This is a genomic window from Bradyrhizobium betae, assembly GCF_008932115.1.
GTDB lineage: Bacteria > Pseudomonadota > Alphaproteobacteria > Rhizobiales > Xanthobacteraceae > Bradyrhizobium > Bradyrhizobium betae.
The window spans coordinates 4329951-4346184 of record NZ_CP044543.1; the positions used below are offsets into that span (position 1 = coordinate 4329951).

The 16234-nt window shown below is 64.6% G+C and carries 15 protein-coding genes and 2 pseudogenes; 10 read left to right on the forward strand and 7 right to left on the reverse strand.

The features are described 5' to 3' along the window. Nucleotides 1–35: 35 nt before the first annotated feature. The 5 genes and pseudogenes from F8237_RS20595 (at nucleotide 36) to F8237_RS36670 (ending at nucleotide 5433) form a co-directional block, all read left to right on the forward strand. Nucleotides 36–2120, forward strand: coding sequence for a hydantoinase/oxoprolinase family protein (locus tag F8237_RS20595; protein ID WP_151647408.1), 2085 nt, complete (start codon nucleotides 36–38; stop codon nucleotides 2118–2120). Nucleotides 2121–2122: 2 nt separating this feature from the next. After that, nucleotides 2123–3781 carry a hydantoinase B/oxoprolinase family protein gene (locus F8237_RS20600; RefSeq protein ID WP_151647410.1) on the forward strand — a complete coding sequence of 553 codons (1659 nt, stop codon included), beginning with the start codon at nucleotides 2123–2125 and terminating at the stop codon, nucleotides 3779–3781. Nucleotides 3782–3807: 26 nt separating this feature from the next. After that, a pseudogene (locus F8237_RS20605) lies at nucleotides 3808–4643 on the forward strand (TRAP transporter substrate-binding protein); the annotation flags it as partial. A gap of 8 nt (nucleotides 4644–4651) precedes the next feature. After that, nucleotides 4652–5214 (forward strand): annotated as a pseudogene (locus tag F8237_RS36665) (TRAP transporter small permease subunit); the annotation flags it as partial. A 21-nt stretch (nucleotides 5215–5235) separates the two neighbouring features. After that, entirely contained in the window at nucleotides 5236–5433 is a 198-nt protein-coding gene (locus F8237_RS36670) for a TRAP transporter large permease subunit (protein ID WP_374761611.1), read from the forward strand. Between the two features lie 48 nt (nucleotides 5434–5481). Here the strand turns inward: F8237_RS36670 and F8237_RS20615 are convergent, their stop codons facing one another. Next, complete coding sequence (locus F8237_RS20615) at nucleotides 5482–6126, reverse strand: glutathione binding-like protein (protein ID WP_151647414.1); 645 nt, start codon at nucleotides 6124–6126, stop codon at nucleotides 5482–5484. Between the two features lie 116 nt (nucleotides 6127–6242). Here F8237_RS20615 and F8237_RS20620 point away from each other — a divergent pair, with 116 nt between their 5' ends. Continuing rightward, on the forward strand, nucleotides 6243–6887 hold the full coding sequence (locus F8237_RS20620) for a TetR/AcrR family transcriptional regulator (protein WP_151647415.1): 645 nt from the start codon (nucleotides 6243–6245) through the stop codon (nucleotides 6885–6887). 180 nt (nucleotides 6888–7067) lie between these two features. On the opposite strand, the gene F8237_RS20625 is transcribed toward F8237_RS20620, so the two are convergent. Further along, nucleotides 7068–8033, reverse strand: coding sequence for a 2-hydroxyacid dehydrogenase (locus F8237_RS20625; protein ID WP_151647417.1), 966 nt, complete (start codon nucleotides 8031–8033; stop codon nucleotides 7068–7070). Between the two features lie 144 nt (nucleotides 8034–8177). Here F8237_RS20625 and F8237_RS20630 point away from each other — a divergent pair, with 144 nt between their 5' ends. The 4 genes from F8237_RS20630 to F8237_RS20650 all read left to right on the forward strand — a co-directional run bounded on the left by F8237_RS20630 (nucleotide 8178) and on the right by F8237_RS20650 (nucleotide 11019). Beyond that, on the forward strand, nucleotides 8178–8546 hold the full coding sequence (locus F8237_RS20630) for a YciI family protein (RefSeq protein WP_151647419.1): 369 nt from the start codon (nucleotides 8178–8180) through the stop codon (nucleotides 8544–8546). Then, nucleotides 8543–9844 carry an RNA polymerase sigma factor gene (locus F8237_RS20635; protein ID WP_151647421.1) on the forward strand — a complete coding sequence of 434 codons (1302 nt, stop codon included), beginning with the start codon at nucleotides 8543–8545 and terminating at the stop codon, nucleotides 9842–9844. Before F8237_RS20630 ends, F8237_RS20635 begins: the two co-directional genes overlap by 4 nt. A 188-nt stretch (nucleotides 9845–10032) precedes the next feature. Beyond that, the gene (locus F8237_RS20645; RefSeq protein WP_151647423.1) at nucleotides 10033–10569 is read left to right on the forward strand and encodes an SRPBCC family protein; all 537 of its coding nucleotides are present in this window, start codon (nucleotides 10033–10035) and stop codon (nucleotides 10567–10569) included. A 36-nt stretch (nucleotides 10570–10605) separates the two neighbouring features. Further along, nucleotides 10606–11019, forward strand: a complete 414-nt coding sequence (locus F8237_RS20650) for a VOC family protein (RefSeq protein WP_151647425.1) — start codon at nucleotides 10606–10608, stop codon at nucleotides 11017–11019. A 102-nt stretch (nucleotides 11020–11121) separates the two neighbouring features. Here the strand turns inward: F8237_RS20650 and F8237_RS20655 are convergent, their stop codons facing one another. From F8237_RS20655 to F8237_RS20675, 5 genes are all read right to left on the reverse strand, one after another. Next, nucleotides 11122–11484: a hypothetical protein gene (locus tag F8237_RS20655; RefSeq protein ID WP_151647427.1), complete on the reverse strand. Its 363-nt coding sequence runs from the start codon at nucleotides 11482–11484 to the stop codon at nucleotides 11122–11124. Nucleotides 11485–11933: 449 nt separating this feature from the next. Next, nucleotides 11934–12380: a hypothetical protein gene (locus tag F8237_RS20660; protein ID WP_244625934.1), complete on the reverse strand. Its 447-nt coding sequence runs from the start codon at nucleotides 12378–12380 to the stop codon at nucleotides 11934–11936. A gap of 159 nt (nucleotides 12381–12539) precedes the next feature. Continuing rightward, nucleotides 12540–12977 carry a hypothetical protein gene (locus F8237_RS20665; protein ID WP_151647429.1) on the reverse strand — a complete coding sequence of 146 codons (438 nt, stop codon included), beginning with the start codon at nucleotides 12975–12977 and terminating at the stop codon, nucleotides 12540–12542. Between the two features lie 138 nt (nucleotides 12978–13115). Further along, nucleotides 13116–13904, reverse strand: a complete 789-nt coding sequence (locus tag F8237_RS20670; RefSeq protein WP_151647431.1) for an SDR family NAD(P)-dependent oxidoreductase — start codon at nucleotides 13902–13904, stop codon at nucleotides 13116–13118. A 286-nt stretch (nucleotides 13905–14190) separates the two neighbouring features. Then, on the reverse strand, nucleotides 14191–15855 hold the full coding sequence (locus tag F8237_RS20675; RefSeq protein WP_151647433.1) for a methyl-accepting chemotaxis protein: 1665 nt from the start codon (nucleotides 15853–15855) through the stop codon (nucleotides 14191–14193). Nucleotides 15856–16234 lie beyond the last annotated feature (379 nt).

A 16234-nucleotide genomic window follows, 5' to 3' on the forward strand; every position in this document is an offset into this window, starting at 1 on the left:
TCGCGCAATTGGACGATCAGCCGGAGAATTTTGGTATGCTTGAAGGAGCCGAGGTGCGGCTTGCCGTCGATATCGGTGGCACGTTCACCGATATCGTGCTGGACATGGGTCAGGATCGCAAGACACGCAAGGTGCTGACCACGCCGCAGCGGCCGGAGCAGGCGGTGCTGGACGGGATGCGTCTCATTCTCGCTGACGCGCATGCACATATCAGCGACATCGACGTCTTCATTCACGGCACGACGCTCGCGACCAACGCCATCATCGAGCGGCGCGGCGCGAAAACGGCGCTGATCGCGACCGAGGGCTTCCGCGACGTGCTCGATATCGGCACCGAGAGCCGCTACGATCAGTATGATCTCACCATCGACAAGCCGAAGCCGCTGGCGCCGCGCAGCCTTCGTTTCACCGTGCCCGAACGTATCGATGCCCACGGCGCCGTTCGTCTCCCGCTGGACCAAGCATCCGTGCGTGCACTCGCGCCGAAATTGCGCGAACTGAAGGTCGAGAGCGTCGCGATCGCTTTCCTGCACTCCTATGCCAATCCCGAGCATGAGCGCCGCACGGCCGCGATCATCAGCGAGGAGATGCCTGGCATCTCCGTAACTGTGTCTTCGGCTGTTTGTCCGGAAATTCGCGAGTATGAGCGCACATCGACTGCGGTCGCGAACGCCTATGTGCAACCGTTGATCGATGGCTATCTCGCCCGCATGGCGGATGCCTTGCAGGTGGAGCAATACCGCGGCGCCATCTATCTCGTCACCTCCGGCGGTGGCGTCACGTCGATCGAGACGGCGCGGCGCTTTCCGGTACGACTCGTCGAATCCGGTCCGGCCGGCGGTGCCATTTTCGCGGCGCAGATCGCAGCGAGGCTCGGCGAGAGCAAGGTGCTTTCGTTCGACATGGGCGGCACCACCGCAAAGATCTGCCTGATCGAAAAATACCAGCCGGAAACCTCGCGCGTGTTCGAGGTCGATCGCGCCGCACGCTTCCTGAAAGGTTCGGGCCTGCCGGTCCGCATTCCCGTGATCGAAATGGTCGAGATCGGCGCCGGCGGCGGCTCGATCGCGCATGTCGACGCGATGAAGCGCGTCACGGTCGGCCCCGAGAGTGCCTCGTCGGAGCCGGGACCCGCCTGCTATGGCCGCGGCGGCCAGCGCCCGGCCGTTACGGATGCGGACGTCGCGCTCGGCATGATCGATCCCGATGCGTTTGCCGGTGGCACCATCAAGCTGGACCCGGAGCTTTCCAAGCAGGCGCTGCTGCGCGCCGTCGGCGAGCCGCTGGGCCTGTCGGCGGAAACCGCGGCCTATGCGGTGCACGAGGTCGTCTGCGAGAACATGGCCAGCGCCGCGCGCGTGCACGCGGTCGAGCGCGGTGAGATCGTCGGCCAGCACACGCTGATCGCGTTCGGCGGCGCCGCTCCGCTGCACGCGGCGCGCGTTGCCGAGAAGATCGGCGTCTCCCGCGTGATCGTGCCTTCGAATGCCGGCGTCGGTTCGGCCGTCGGATTCCTGGCGGCTCCGATCGCCTATGAGCTGGTGCGCAGCCGCCACGTCCGTCTCGACGATTTCGACACAGCGGCGGTGTCGGACCTGCTTCAGGAGATGGTGACCGAAGCCCGCGCGCTGGTCGAGCCGGGTGCGGCCGGTGCGCCCGTGCGCGAGCGGCGCGCCGCCTTCATGCGCTATGTCGGCCAGGGCCACGAGATCACGATCGAGCTGCCGAACCGCCCGCTGAATTCGGCCGATCTTGCCGGCCTGCGCCAGAAGTTCGAGGCGGACTATTCGGCGATGTTCGAACGGTCGATTCCGGGCGCGGCGATCGAGGTCTTGAGCTGGTCGGTGCTCGCGACCACCGATGCGCGCAATCCCGCCGTGGTTGCTTCCGTCGCGCGCACGCCCGCCGGCAAGGCCTCCGGCAGCCGCAAATTCTTCGACGGCCGCGCGGGAGAGGTGATCGAGATCCCGCTCTATCGCCGCGAGGACATGGCGCCGGGCGCCACGATTGCGGGTCCCGCCGTGATCGCCGAGGACGAAACCTCCACGTTCGTCTCCAACAGTTTCGACGCCCATATCGACGGCGCCGGCAGCATCGTCATGGAACGGAAGGCAGCCTGATCATGAGCAAGGCAAATGGCGCGAGCCTGATCGATCTCCAGATCATGTGGCACCGGCTGATCGCCGTGGTCGAGGAGCAGGCGCAGGTGCTGCTCCGCACCGCCTTCAGCCCGATCGTGCGCGAATGCGGCGACCTCTCGGCCGGCGTGTTCGACCTCAAGGGGCGAATGCTGGCGCAGGCGGTGACGGGCACGCCCGGCCACGTCAACTCGATGGCGGAATCGGTCAAGCACTTCATCGCGCAATTCCCGATCGAGACGATGAAGGCAGGCGATGCCTACATCACCAACGATCCCTGGATGGGCACCGGCCATCTCAACGACTTCGTCGTCACCACGCCCTGCTTCAAGGACGGCAAGCCGGTCGCGCTGTTCTCCTGCACCAGCCATCTGATGGACATCGGCGGCATCGGATTCGGTCCTGACGCCACCGACGTGTTCATGGAGGGGCTCTACATCCCCATGCTGAAGCTGATCGACCAGGGCGTCGTCAACGAGACGCTGATGGCGATGATCCGCACCAACACGCGGCTGCCGATCGACACCGAGGGCGATACCTATTCGCTCGCCGGCTGCAACGACGTCGGCTGCGAGCGCCTGGTCGAGATGATGACCGAGTTCGAGATCGACACGCTCGACGTGCTCGGCGACTACATCTGCGAACGCTCGCGCGAGGCCGTGCTCGCCGAGATCGCAAAGCTGCCGAAGGGGACCTGGCGCAACAGCATGGTCGTCGACGGCTACGACGCGCCGGTCACGCTGGCGGCGACGCTGACGATTTCGGACACCGGCATTCACGTCGATTTCGACGGCACCTCCGCCGCCTCGAAGTTCGGCATCAACGTGCCGCTGTCCTACACCACGGCCTACACCGTGTTCGGCCTCGGCTGCGTCGTTGCCTCGCAGATCCCGAACAATGCCGGTTCGCTCTCGCCACTGACGGTGTCGGCTCCCCCGGGTGCGATCCTCAACGCGCCGAAGCCGGCACCTGTTGCCTCGCGTCACATCATCGGCCAGATGCTGCCCGACGTCGTGTTCGGCTGCCTGCGCCAGATCATTCCCGAGCGCGTGCCGGCCGAAGGCACTTCGTGCCTGTGGAATCTCAACGTGCGCGGACAGACGCGCTCCGGTGCCGGCGGCAATTACGGATTCTCGATGGCGGTGACGTCCAACGGCGGCACCGGCGCGCGCTTTGCGAAGGACGGCCTGTCGGCCACGGCCTATCCGAGCGGCGTCCGCGGCACGCCGGTCGAGATCGCGGAAACCCAGACGCCGCTGATTTTCTGGCGCAAGGAGCTGCGCCCGGATTCCGGCGGAGCAGGGCGCACCCGCGGCGGTCTCGGCCAGATCATCGAGGTCGGCAGCGGCGTCGATGCGCCGTTCGACATTCTGGCGGCGTTCGATCGCATCGATCATCCGCCGCGCGGCCGCGACGGCGGCAAGAATGGCGAGGCCGGCTATGTCGGCCTGAAATCCGGCAAGAAGCTGCGCGGCAAAGGCTTTCAGCAAGTGCCGCCGGACGACCGCCTCGTCGTGCTGACGCCCGGCGGCGCCGGCATCGGTGCGCCCGCCGAGCGCGATCGCGCGGCGGTCAATGACGACATCGAAAGCGGTCTCGTGTCTGCCGACAATGCGGTTGCAGTCTATGGGTATGCGCGCTGACGCGTCAGTGCGCTTGGTAAACGGAGAAGAAGCAGAGCGGGGGCTCTGTCGCCATCACCGTGAAGGCGGGTGGCCAGCTCGGCTTCAAGGGCCCCGAGCATCTGCGTGCCGTGCGCGACGGCCTGGTGCCGCTCGCCGACGTCCTCAACATCCAGCAGGTGGCGATGAGCCCTTCATGGGCGTCGAGAGCATCCCGTTCCTGTGCGGCTCGATGGATGAATTGAAGGTGCTGCACAAATATGTGCGGCCTGAATACGAGAAGGTTGCTGCGCGCAACAACCAGAAAATCCTCTACATCGTGCCGTGGCCGACGCAGTATCTCCACCTCAAGCTCAAGACCGCTGATGTCGACGGCTTGAAGAACATCAAGATCCGCGTCCCCGACAAGGGCGCCGTCGACATGTTGGCCGCGATCGGCATGGCGCCGATCATGATTCCCTGGGGCGAGACGATTCCGGCCTTGGCGTCCGGCGCGGTCTCCGGCGTCTCGACCTCCGCGGTGTCGGGCGTCGACGGCAAGTTCTGGGAATTCCTGAAATACGTCTACCCGACCAACCACGTCTGGTCGTCGCAGATGCTCACCGTCAATCTCGATTCCTGGAAGGCGCTTAGCGCCGACCAGCAGAAGCTCGTCGCAGATACGGCGGCGAAGATGGAGCCGGCTTTCTGGGCGAACTCGCTCAAGGCCGACGTCGATAGCCTCAACCGCCTGAAGGAGGGTGGCATGGAGGTGGTGCCGGTCTCGCAGGCGATGATCACGGACATCCGGGCCAAGACCGCGCCGCAGCTCGAAGCCTTCCTCAAGCGCGTGCCTGCAGCCGACAAGCCGGTGCGAGCCTATCTCGCCGAAATGAAGCGTTGAGATCGGTCATGGTCGACGTTTCGCCGGCGGCTCCGCAAAGTCTCAACGCAGCGGCGCCGCGCCGTTGCGCATCCTGCTCGACGGCATCGACCGTCTCGGTCGGCTCGACGGCTGGATCGGCGGCGGCTGCCTCCTGACTCTGACGCTTCTGATGCTGTGCGAGGTCGCAACCCGCTTCCTCTCGAACTTCCTGTCGTTCTTTCCCCCGACGATCTCGATCGCCTGGGAATATTCCTCCTACCTGATGGCGGCGTCTTTCACCTTCGGGGCCGCCATGACACTGCGCGTCGGCGGTCACATCCGCGTTGTCTTGCTTCTGAAGAACGTTCCCCCGCCGTTTCAGCGCGCGATCGAGATACTCTCGGCGGCGGCCGGCTTCGCTTTCATGGCCTTCCTGACCTCGTCGATGGCAAAATTCGCATGGAGCGCCTTCGTGCGTGGCCAGGTCTCGACCTCGAGCGATACGCCGCTGTGGTTTCCGCAGGCGGTGGTGACTTTCGGCATGCTGCTTCTCACGCTGCAGTTCCTGGCGCGCGCGATCCAGATCGTGAAGGGCGCGGGCTTCGACGAGATCTGGTTCGGCATCTTCCTGGTGCTTGCGGTCGAGATGGCGCAGATCACCCCGCCGGTCGGCTTCAACCTGTTCGTGATCCAGGGCCTGACCGACGACGGCCTCGGCTACATCGCCCGTGTCACGATGCCCTATCTGATCATCATGGTCGGCTTCGTGCTGCTGCTGACGCTCTGGCCCGGCATCGTCACGATTCTTCCGCGCGTGCTATACGGGTAGAGGCGCGCCCCGGCGTCGCGGCCGGGACGGCGCTTCGCTCCTTCAGGCTTATGCCGCCGCCTTCTTCCGTGCCTGCTCGGCCTTGTACAGCTCGAATTCCTCGGCGATTGCCTTCGCCACCGAGGGCCGCTGGCGCAGACGTTCGTAATAGGCCTTCACGTTCGGCCATTTGGCGAGTTCGATCGGCGGTGTCGCCATGGTCCAGTTGATGACCGTGACGAGATAGGCATCGGCGACGCTGAAATGGTCGAGCAGGAAGTCGCGGCCTTTCAGGTAGGTGTCGAGATAGTCGAGCCGCGACAGGTTCTTCTCCAGCGCGTAGGCTTTGGTTTCCTGCGGCGCCTTGCGATCGAGCAGCGGGAGGAAGAGACCTTTGTGCAGCTCGGTGCCGACGAAGCACAGCCATTGATGCAGCCGCGTGCGATCGATGCCCGCCGGGGCGCCAAGGCCGGATTGCGGAAAACGATCCGCGACATATTGCAGGATCGCCGCGTTCTCGGTCAGCACCACGCCCTCGTCGGTGCGCAGTGTCGGCACGAGGCCGAGCGGGTTCACGGTGCGGAAATCGGTGCCGTCGTTCAGCACCGTCTTGGTCGGCGGATCGACTTCGAGATAGGTCGCGTCGGCGCCGGCTTCATACAGCGCGACGCGCGTCGCCATCGAACAGGCGAGCGGCGAGAAATAAAGATCCATCTTGGGCCTCCTGGGGCAATTCCTCGGTGTGACTTTTCGAGTGTCGCTCAACCTGGCCAGATTGATTTTTGTACTGTCTTGCATAATATATGGTCGGTCAAGGATTAATTTGCGAAATGGTACAAAAATCAAAGCCGCCAGCAGTCGCCAATCCGCCTAAACGCCGCGGTCGTCCCCGCGCCTATGAGCCCGACATCGCGCTCGGCAAGGCGCTCGACCTGTTTCGCAAGCAGGGCTTTGCCGCGACCTCGCTCGACGATCTCAGCGAAGCCACCGGCATGAACCGGCCGAGCCTGTATGGCGCCTTCGGCGACAAGCGCGAGCTCTACATCAAGAGCTATCAGCGCTACCGCGAGGAAGCGCGCGCGGCGATGGTGGAGATCTTTCGCCAGGAGATGCCGGTGCGCCAGCGGCTGGAGCGCATCTTTGCCTCCGCGCTGAACATCTATCTCTCCGGCGAAGCCGGCCCGCGCGGCTGCTTCACGGTGGTGACGGCGGCGTCCGAAGCGGTGGGTGATCCCGAGATCCGCGCGATGGTGCTCGATGGCCTCTCGGAGCTCGACAAGGCGTTTACGAACTGCTTCCGCCGCGCCAGGGAGAAAGGCGAGTTGCCGCAGAGCGCCGATCCCGCCGTGCTGGCGCAGATCGCATCCGCAACCGTGCACTCGATCGCCATCCGCTCGCGCGCGCGCGTCTCGCGCAAGGATCTGGAAGCGATCGTGAAGGGCGCGATCGACGTGATGGTGGGGGCCAAGCCCTAGCTGTCGTCCCGGGGCGCGCGTAGCGCGAGCCCGGGGCCCATAACCCCAGGGAGACGTTTGGCGAAGACTCGGAGTTATCAGTTGGCCCGACACGTCTCCCCGGGGTTATGGATCCCCGCGTGCGCGGGGACGACAACGGGGGTGTGGGATGCGTGCGTGCCTCTCTCAGCGTTCCGAGCCCTAATACCCTCTCGCTCGATCCACCACATTCTCAAGCGCGCCGCCCGCCTCGAACCGCGCGATCTGCTCGGCGACATAGGCCGAGATCGCATCCGCGTCGGTGTCGGCGGCGTTGTGCGGCGTCAGCACCACCTTCGGGTGGGTCCAGAACCGGCTGTCCGCCGGCTGCGGCTCCTGCACGAAGACGTCGAGCGAGGCCGCGCCCAGCGTGCCGTCGTCGAGACAGGCGAGAATGTCGGCCTCGTTCTGCAGACCGCCGCGGCCGGCATTGATCAGCACGGGCGCGCCGAGCGGGCTGTTGCGGTTGAGCTTTGCGAAGACGTCGCGGTTGAGGATGCCGTGCGTATCCGGCGTCAGCGGCAACAGCGAGACCAGGATGTCGGTGGTGCGCAGGAACGCATCCATTCCGGCCGTACCATGGAAGCACTCGACGCCCGCGATGGTGCGCGGGCTGCGACTCCAGCCGGTGACGCGGAAGCCGAGCCGGCGCAGCACGTCGGCGGCATCGGCCCCAAGGGTGCCGAGCCCCATGACGCCAACCGTCACCGCGCTCGCCGGCCACTGATATTTCGGCTCCCAGCGCTTGGCGCGCTGCGAGTCCCGCAGGTAGAGCTCCTGGCGATGGTGCATCAGCACGTGCAGCACGACATATTCGGTCATGCGGTTGGTCAGATCAGGCACCGCGACGCGCACCAGCGGCACATCGGGCAGGCTCTTGTCCGCCATCAGCGCGTCGACGCCGGCGCCGAGGTTGAAGATCGCCCGCAGATTGGGGAAAGAGCCGAGGTCGCCCGGCACCGGCTTCCACACCGCGGCATAGTGCACCTCGGCCGGATCGAGCCCGGTATCCGGCAGCAGCACCACGCGGCGGCCGCCGCAGACCGCGTCGAACCGGGCCTTCCAGCGCTCCGGCAGCCAGTTCTGCTGCGTGCTGTTGATCAGGACGGCCAGTGTGCCCACGGTCATTCGAAGTGCCTCATAAGGTTCCGCTTTCGGTGCCCCTCCTTGGCACGATCTGACGGATTTTTCTCGCAAATTTTTTCCGCAGCCCTGTCGGGGCGCGGCATATTGGATCGTCTTCAAAACAAGCGTTCAGGGAAGGTGCTGCCCATGCTTTATGCGATCCTTTGCTATCATGACGAGGACTTCGTCGGCTCCTGGAGCAAGGACCAGGACGAGGCCGTGATGAAGAAGCTCGCGGTGGTGCAGGACAAGCTGACGCAGCAGGGCCGGCTTGGCCCGGTGGCGCGGCTGCTGCCGACCACGGCGGCAGCGACGCTGCGCAAGGAAGACCCGCCGCTGGTGCTCGACGGCCCCTATGCCGAAACCAAGGAACAGTTGCTCGGCTTCTACATCGTCGACTGCAAGAATCTCGACGAGGCGCTCGACGTGGCGCGCGACCTGGGCGCGGTCAATCCCGGCGGCGCTTATGAAGTGCGTCCTGTGGGCGTGTTCAGGCCGGGAGGACTTTCGGCGTGAGCGAGGCCGATACCGCCTGGATCGAGACCGCGCTGACCTCGGCGCGACCCCAGGCGGTGGGCGCGCTGCTCCGCTATTTCCGCGATCTCGATACCGCCGAAGAAGCCTTTCAGAATGCCTGCCTGCGCGCGCTCAAGACCTGGCCGCAGAACGGCCCGCCGCGCGATCCCGCGGCCTGGCTGATCATGGTCGGCCGCAACGTCGCGATCGACGAGGTGCGCCGCGCCCGCAAGCAGGCGCCGCTGCCGGAGGACGATCAGGCGATCTCCGATCTCGACGATGCCGAAGGCGCACTTGCCGAGCGGCTCGACGGCTCGCATTATCGCGACGACATTCTGCGGCTGATGTTCATCTGCTGCCATCCGCAGCTGCCGGCGACGCAGCAGATCGCGCTGGCGCTGCGCATCGTCTCGGGCCTGACTGTCAAGCAGATCGCGCGCGCCTTCCTGGTCTCGGAGGCCGCGATGGAGCAGCGCATCACCCGCGCCAAGGCGAAGGTCGCGGAGGCCGGGACGCCGTTCGAGACGCCGGGCGCGGTCGAGCGCTCCGAGCGGCTCGCCGGCGTCGCCGCGATGATCTATCTGATATTCAACGAGGGCTACTCGGCGAGTGGCGACACCGCCGAGATCAGGAAGCCATTGTGCGAGGAGGCGATCCGTCTGGCGCGGCTGCTGTTGCGGCTGTTCCAGAGCGAGCCGGAGATCATGGGGCTCACGGCGCTGATCCTGTTGCAGCATGCGCGCAGCGCCGCGCGTTTCGCCGCGGACGGCTCGCTCATCCTTTTGGAAGACCAGAATCGTTCGCTGTGGAACGGCACCATGATCGCGGAAGGGCTGGCGCTGATCGACAAGGCGATGCGACATCGCCGCAGCGGACCCTACCAGATCCAGGCCGCGATCGCCGCGCTGCATGCGCGTGCGCCGACGCCGGAGGAAACCGACTGGGCGCAGATCGACCTGCTCTATGGCGCGCTCGAAGTGGTGCAGCCTTCGCCGGTGGTGACGCTCAACCGCGCGGTCGCGGTCTCCAAGGTGCGCGGGCCGCAAGCAGCCCTCGACCTGATCGAGCCGCTGGCGCCGAAGCTCGCCAACTACTTCCATTTCTACGGCGTGCGCGGCGCCTTCCTGATGCAGCTCGGCCGCAACGACGAAGCCCGCATCGCCTTCGACCGCGCCATCGCGCTCGCCAACACCTCGGCGGAGGCCGCCCACATCCGCATGCATATTGACCGGCTGATCCGGGACAATCAGCCCAAGGGGGCCGACGGGAACCCAAAGCAGGGGACGAAGGCGAAATAGGGTGCAACGTCATTCCGGGACGATGCGAAGCATCGAACCCGGAATCTCGAGATTCCCCGGTGCGCAATTGCGCACCTGAGGTCTGGTCCTTCGGACCATCCCGGAATGACGGGGAAAAAAATTTGTCCCGCCGATTGTCGGCCCCGACCTCTCCCCTTCGTCCTTAGCCCGTATCCAGGGAGTGCTTCATGCTGAAAGCCATTGCCATCATCGCCATCGTGCTCGCGGTCGGGATCGCGGCCGTCCTCGCCTTAGCCTTCACCAAGCCCGACACATTCCGTGTCGAGCGGAGCCTCAAAGTGAAGGCGCCGGCCGATGCCATCTATCCGCAGGTCGCCGATTTCCATCGCTGGACGGGCTGGTCGCCCTACGAGAACCGGGATCCCGCCATGAAGCGCACCTACGGTGGAGCCGCAGCAGGAAAGGGAGCGACCTACGCCTGGGATGGCAACAACAATGTCGGTGCCGGCCACATGGAGATTCTGGAGGCGAGCGCGCCGTCGAAGCTGCGCATCAAGCTCGATTTCGAGCGTCCGTTCGAAGGCCATAACACCGCCGAGTTCACCTTTGTGCCGCAGGGCGATGCCACGTTGGTCACATGGGCGATGCACGGTCCGGCCCCGTTCATGTCCAAGGTGATGCAGGTGTTCATCAACATGGACAACATGATTGGCAAGGACTTCGAGGCCGGCCTCGCCAGCCTGAAGAAGCTCACCGAGAAGTAGCGCCCCCTGCCAAAAGCAACAAGAAGGAGAGAGACGATGCTCAATCCCTATCTGTTTTATCAAGACACCTGCGAGGCGGCGTTCAACTATTACGCCAAGGTTCTCGGGGGCAAGATCGAGATGCTGCTGCGGGTCTCGGACGCGCCGCAGGACATGCCGGCAACACCCGGACGTGAGAACACGATCATGCATGCGCGGATGTCGCTGCCCGGCGGCAGCGTGCTGATGGCGTCGGACGCACCGCCCGAGCACGTCGAAAAGGTCCAGGGCTTTTCGATCTCGCTGACGGTCGCTGACGTCACGGAAGCCGAACGCAAGTTCAACGCGCTCGCCGACGGTGGCACCCTCACCATGCCCTTCAGCAAGACGTTCTGGTCCAAGGGCTTTGGCATGTGCGTCGACAAGTTCGGCATTCCCTGGATGGTGAACTGCCCGGCCGATGGAATGTGACGGGCACGCCGGCCTGATGCCTCAGGCGACGATCCCTCCCACGTGTTGCAGGCAGGGGGCGCGCATGAGGCGTCACCTTCTGGGCGACCGGCCCCGTGCCTCTCAGCGGATCGATCCGGTCACGTCCTCGCCGGACGGCGGCGACGGAACGCAGCGCGGGCAGATCACGAGCTTGGTGCCGAGCTGCCTGTCGTTCTCCGCTTCGATCTCGTCATGGACCGCCCACCATGCATCGGAGTACGGGCGCAAGGTGCCGAGCACTCTCTCGCGCTCCTGATTGGGATCGCCCTGCGCGGGCGCGGGGTTCGCGGCGCGCCGCTTGGTGATGGAGGTGCGGCTCGGGGCCCGGTTCGGGTTCTGGCCGAAGCCGTCCCATGCGATCGGACGATGCTCCTGCGCCGGCGCCGCCGCGCATCCCATGAGCACAGTACAAAAAGTGAGCAAGACGAAGGCGTGTCGCATCATGCCGGACCCCTGGTGCGGTACGCGACTCGCAAACTCCGCGCGGGAAGGTTTGCATCGCGCCAGTTAAATGGAACTTAAGGGAAACGGTGTGGCCGGCATGGCCGAATATGAAAGGCTGCTCTCGCATCACTTTGCGAACGCAGTGAGGCCGCTTCGTGAAATGATGCGGACCGCATCGCACAACAACTGGCGCAATATTAGGCTGTGAACTCCCCGTCAGAATCGCTAATCATTCCTTCATAAATTCTACAAACTGGGGCGGACGTGATTTGGAAGGGGAGCGACCGATGGCGGCGGCGCTGCAGATCAATTTTGCACTATGGGGTATGCTCATCTGCGCGAGCATGGAATTGGCGCAGATGATCCAGAGGCTCTACTAGCCTTGGCGAGCGAGTGACCGGCGGAAATCATCTCGCAGGCGCGCGTGGCCTTCCGGCTTGGGTGGCCTGCTAGCTCATGAGCAATGCGATGAGCGTGAAGCTGACGCTTGCGATCACAACCATCGAAAGAATGTAGTTGCGCGGCCGCGCTGCCTGCGGCCTCCGCTGCCGCGGTGGATCTTCGAGCCGCCAGGCGGTTTCCAGCGGCGCCAGCGTAGCCTCCGCGCCCGAGCCGGTATACTTCACATAAAGCTCGAGCAGCCGCAACTCGGACGGCAGGTCCATCAGGCCCTCGCGGTCGCGGCGCGACAACAGTTCGAACTCGACGGTTTCTTCGGAGCTCAGTTGGCCAAGGACGATGCGTCCCTGGTCCGACAGGCGGTAACGAAAATCGATGGGCTGCATGGTGCGCGAGCCGTTTGAAAAGGTGTCATCTTGAAAAAGCGGAACCATTTTAATTTGTGACCACTGCTGAGATGTGACACTGCCGCGGCTCAGTCTGGCCGGCACGATCATAGGTCCGTCGGGAATAGCCGAAAACCGCGTAAATTGTGCAGTCATTGCAACGCGGTTGAGCGGAATCAGCGCTCAGGAGCGCGGGAATTTGCAGAACTGCCTATTCGTCGGACAGTAGCGGATGCAAGCCGGTCAGGTCCGGGGCGGTCCGCCTGGTCCTCACCGGCAGCGTGAGTAGATCGCGGTGAGGTCGCGTCCCTTCAACAGAAGCAACCGCGACGAGAGTCCGCCGCGGCGGCTGATCCAGTCGCGCACCGGGCCGGGATAGGCTTGGAGCACCGCGTCGGATGCTTCCGGTTCGGCATAGAAGCGGCCGCGCCGATCGACCGAACGCGCCGCATGAAAGCCGAGCACGGCGCGTTTCGTCACACAGATGCGCTCACCCGGCACGACGCTCAGCACCAGCGTGCAGGCAGACAGGCAGGGTCCGTCGATCACCACGCGCTCGCCGCTCTCGCGCACCTTCTCGAACAGATCGAGGAACGGCCCGACCTGGCCGCCCGGCGATCGGATGATGCGGATTTCAGCCGCGGCGGGACCGGTGGCGAGCAGTGCGGTGGCGAGCACGAGGGCTTTGAGGAAGGTGACGCGTCGCATGAACTCTCCGCACATTCGGTGCCGTAGGGTGGTTGGCGAAGCGTAACCCACCATCTTTCTCGCCGCACGAGAAGAGGTGGGTTATGCCCAGCGGCCCGCGCTTCGCACGGCCGCAGGTTTAACCCACCGTACGAAGTTCTACCCGTTCCGCCGTTGGCCGCGCATCGTCGGCAGGCCGATGCCGGCCGCATCGAAGCCGCCATCGACGGCCAAAATTTGGCCGGTGATGTAGCTCGCGCTTCCCGAGCACAGGAAATAGATCGCTTCCGCGAGCTCTTCTTCCAGGCCGTAGCGGTTGAGCGGAATGGCGTCGTGATAGTCGGCGCGGATTTCCGTGGTGTGCACCTGCTTGGCCATCGCGGTGTCGACTGGCCCCGGCGCCACCGCGTTGACGCGGATGTTGAGGGAAGCGAGCTCGACCGCGAGCTGTTTCGTCAGGTGCGCTAGGCCCGCCTTGCTGGTGCCGTAGGCCGAGCGCAGCGTCGAGGCGCGTACCGCCGAGATCGAGGTGATGTTGACGATGGCGCCGCCGTGGCCATCCCGCATCAGCGGCACCGCCGCCTTGGTGCAGAGGAACGGGCCGGTGAGGTTGACCTCGAGCACGCGGCGCCAGTCGGCCTCCGACGTCTCCATCAGCGGCGCGAACACGGCAATGCCGGCATTGTTGACGAGCGCATCCAACCGGCCGAATTTCTGCTCGACCGCTGTCATCGCGGCATCGACGGCGGCCGCGTCCGAGACGTCGCAGGTCAGCGCCAGCGTCGCCTCGCTTTGGCCGATTTCGGCGACGGCACGGCCGAGCAACTCGCCCTCGATGTCGAGCAGCGCCACGCGCCAGCCCTCGGCGAGAAACTTCTTCGCCGTCGAAAGCCCGATGCCGCGCGCGGCCCCGGTGACGAGAGCGACTTTTTGCGGAGAAGCAGGCATGGGCTGATCTGTCCTTCTGTCGGAAACGGGCGCGCGTGAGCACGCGCTGCTTTTACCTCGCTTTGGTGCCGGGACAAATGGCTTATGCCGATGGCGCTGACTGCTCGCAATGACGCTGTAGAGACAGCGAGCAATACTCCATCACCGTCACCCTGAGGTGCGAGCGCAACGAGCCTCGAAGGGCGACGGCCCAGCTGCATCCAGGCCGATTCATCCTTCGAGGCTCACACTGCTTTGCAGTGTGAGCGCCTCAGGATGACGGAGATAGAGAAGAGATAGACGGCGTCTACGCCAGCTCCGCCGATGCGCGCTGCATGTTGGCCGACATGTCGGCCGTCACCGCGCTCTGCTCCTCGACTGCCGCGGCGGTGGTGGCGATGAACTCGTTGACGCCGGCGATCGCGACCTTGATCGCGGTCAGCGAACTGGCGACGTCGCCGGAGATGGTGTTCAGCGCGTCGATTTCGGACGTGATCGTGTCGGTCGCCTGCTTGGCCTGGCTCGCGAGGTTCTTCACCTCGGAGGCGACCACCGCAAAGCCGCGGCCGGCTTCGCCCGCGCGTGCCGATTCGATGGTGGCGTTGAGCGCGAGCAGGTTGATCTGGCTGGTGATGCCGGAGATCATCTCGACGATGCCGCTCATGGCCTGCGCGGCCGCGTTCAGCTTCTGCGCCTGGCCGTCGGCGGCGTCGACCCGGCTGGTCGCGACCTTGGAGTTCTCGCGCGATTTCGCCATGGTTTCGGAGATCTCGCGGATCGAGGCGCTCATCTCTTCGCTGCCGGCCGCGACCGCCTCGATCAGCCCGCGGGCATTGTCGGCCTTCTTGCGGCCGATGACCTGCGCGGTGACGTCGGTGGCGTATTTCACCACCTTGTAGGGCTTGCCGTTGAGGTCGAAGATCGGGTTGTAGGACGCCTGGATCCAGATCTCGCGGCCGCCCTTGGCGATGCGCTTGTACTCGGCGGCCTGGAATTCGCCGCGATTGAGCGTCTCCCAGAACTGGCGGTAGGCCGCCGAGTTCTTCTCGTTCGGATCGACGAACATGCTGTGATGCTGGCCCTTGATCTCGGCCAGCGAATAACCCATCGCGTTCAGGAAGTTTGGGTTGGCGGTGCGGATCGTGCCGTCCATGTTGAACGCGATCACGGCCTGCGACTTCTGGATCGCGGCGAGCTGGCCGTCATTGTCGGCCGCCTTCATCTTCTGCGCGGTGACGTCGGTCGCGAACTTCACCACCTTGAAGGGCCTGCCCATCTCGTCGAGGATCGGGTTGTAGGACGCGAGAATCCAGATCTCCTTGCCGCCCTTGCCGATCCGCTTGTATTCGGCGGCCTCGAACTGGCCGCGGTTCAGCCGCGCCCAGAAATCGGCATAGGCGGAGCTGGCGCGGTCCTCCGGCGTCACGAACATGCTGTGATGCTTGCCCTGGATCTCGTCCAGCGCGTAGCCCATCGCATTGAGGAAGTTCTCGTTGGCGGTGACGATGGTGCCGTCCATGTTGAATTCGATCACGGCCTGGGCGCGGCTGATCGCGGCGATCTTGCCCGCGTCCTCCAGGGTCCGCATCTTGTAAGCCGTGATGTCGGTGGCGAACTTGATGAAGCTGACCACCTTGCCGTTCTCGTCGAGCAGCGGCGCGTAGGAGGCGTGGACCCAGACTTCCTTGCCGTTCTTGCCGAAGCGGCGGTATTGCGTGGTTTGGAACTCGCCGCGGTTCAGGCTGGCCCAGAAGTCGCGATAGCGGGCGCTCTCGCGCTCGGCCGGGCTGACGAAGATGCTGTGATGCTTGCCCTTGATCTCGGCGAGCGAATAGCCGCTCATCCTGAGAAGGTTCTCGTTGGCGTCGATGATGGTGCCGTCGAGATCGAATTCGATGACGGCTTGGGACCGATCGAGCGCCTCGACCTCTGCGACCGCGTGCCTGACTTTCTTGCTCTGGAAATTGAACACGTGATGCTCCGTAAGACTCGAAGGCGGTTCCAAAAAGGATCGGCGTACCGTTTCGCTTAGCGGAAAAGTTGCATAGGCTCGTTGAGCAACTGTAAACCCTTGCAAGAACCTGCGCGCCTTCCGTGGTTTTCCGCCGGGGACGTATCTCGTTCAGGTTGAAAGCATTCTCGACTCATATGCACGGCGGAATTCATAGGTCGGCGCCGCCGTGGCCGTAATTTTACGGGCGCAATTTGAAAGATATTTCCGCGTCAGCGCATGTGGAGCGGCGACAGATTCGCGGCGGCACCGCGCAAGGCGGCCCGCTCGTCGGATGGTCGAGCGCAACGGCCTCCAAAATAATGTTCGTGCCAATGTCGGTTCCGAGACAGGTCGCCCG

Excerpts from the sequence above, each read along its gene's own strand:
- F8237_RS20595 (WP_151647408.1), top strand. The coding sequence starts at position 36 with ATGCTTGAAGGAGCCGAGGTGCGGCTTGCCGTCGATATCGGTGGCACG.
- F8237_RS20600 (WP_151647410.1), top strand. The coding sequence starts at position 2,123 with ATGAGCAAGGCAAATGGCGCGAGCCTGATCGATCTCCAGATCATGTGG.
- F8237_RS20615 (WP_151647414.1), bottom strand. The coding sequence starts at position 6,126 with ATGGATCTTTATTTCTCGCCGCTCGCCTGTTCGATGGCGACGCGCGTC.
- F8237_RS20620 (WP_151647415.1), top strand. The coding sequence starts at position 6,243 with ATGGTACAAAAATCAAAGCCGCCAGCAGTCGCCAATCCGCCTAAACGC.
- F8237_RS20625 (WP_151647417.1), bottom strand. The coding sequence starts at position 8,033 with ATGACCGTGGGCACACTGGCCGTCCTGATCAACAGCACGCAGCAGAAC.
- F8237_RS20630 (WP_151647419.1), top strand. The coding sequence starts at position 8,178 with ATGCTTTATGCGATCCTTTGCTATCATGACGAGGACTTCGTCGGCTCC.
- F8237_RS20645 (WP_151647423.1), top strand. The coding sequence starts at position 10,033 with ATGCTGAAAGCCATTGCCATCATCGCCATCGTGCTCGCGGTCGGGATC.
- F8237_RS20650 (WP_151647425.1), top strand. The coding sequence starts at position 10,606 with ATGCTCAATCCCTATCTGTTTTATCAAGACACCTGCGAGGCGGCGTTC.
- F8237_RS20655 (WP_151647427.1), bottom strand. The coding sequence starts at position 11,484 with ATGATGCGACACGCCTTCGTCTTGCTCACTTTTTGTACTGTGCTCATG.
- F8237_RS20660 (WP_244625934.1), bottom strand. The coding sequence starts at position 12,380 with ATGATCGTGCCGGCCAGACTGAGCCGCGGCAGTGTCACATCTCAGCAG.
- F8237_RS20665 (WP_151647429.1), bottom strand. The coding sequence starts at position 12,977 with ATGCGACGCGTCACCTTCCTCAAAGCCCTCGTGCTCGCCACCGCACTG.
- F8237_RS20670 (WP_151647431.1), bottom strand. The coding sequence starts at position 13,904 with ATGCCTGCTTCTCCGCAAAAAGTCGCTCTCGTCACCGGGGCCGCGCGC.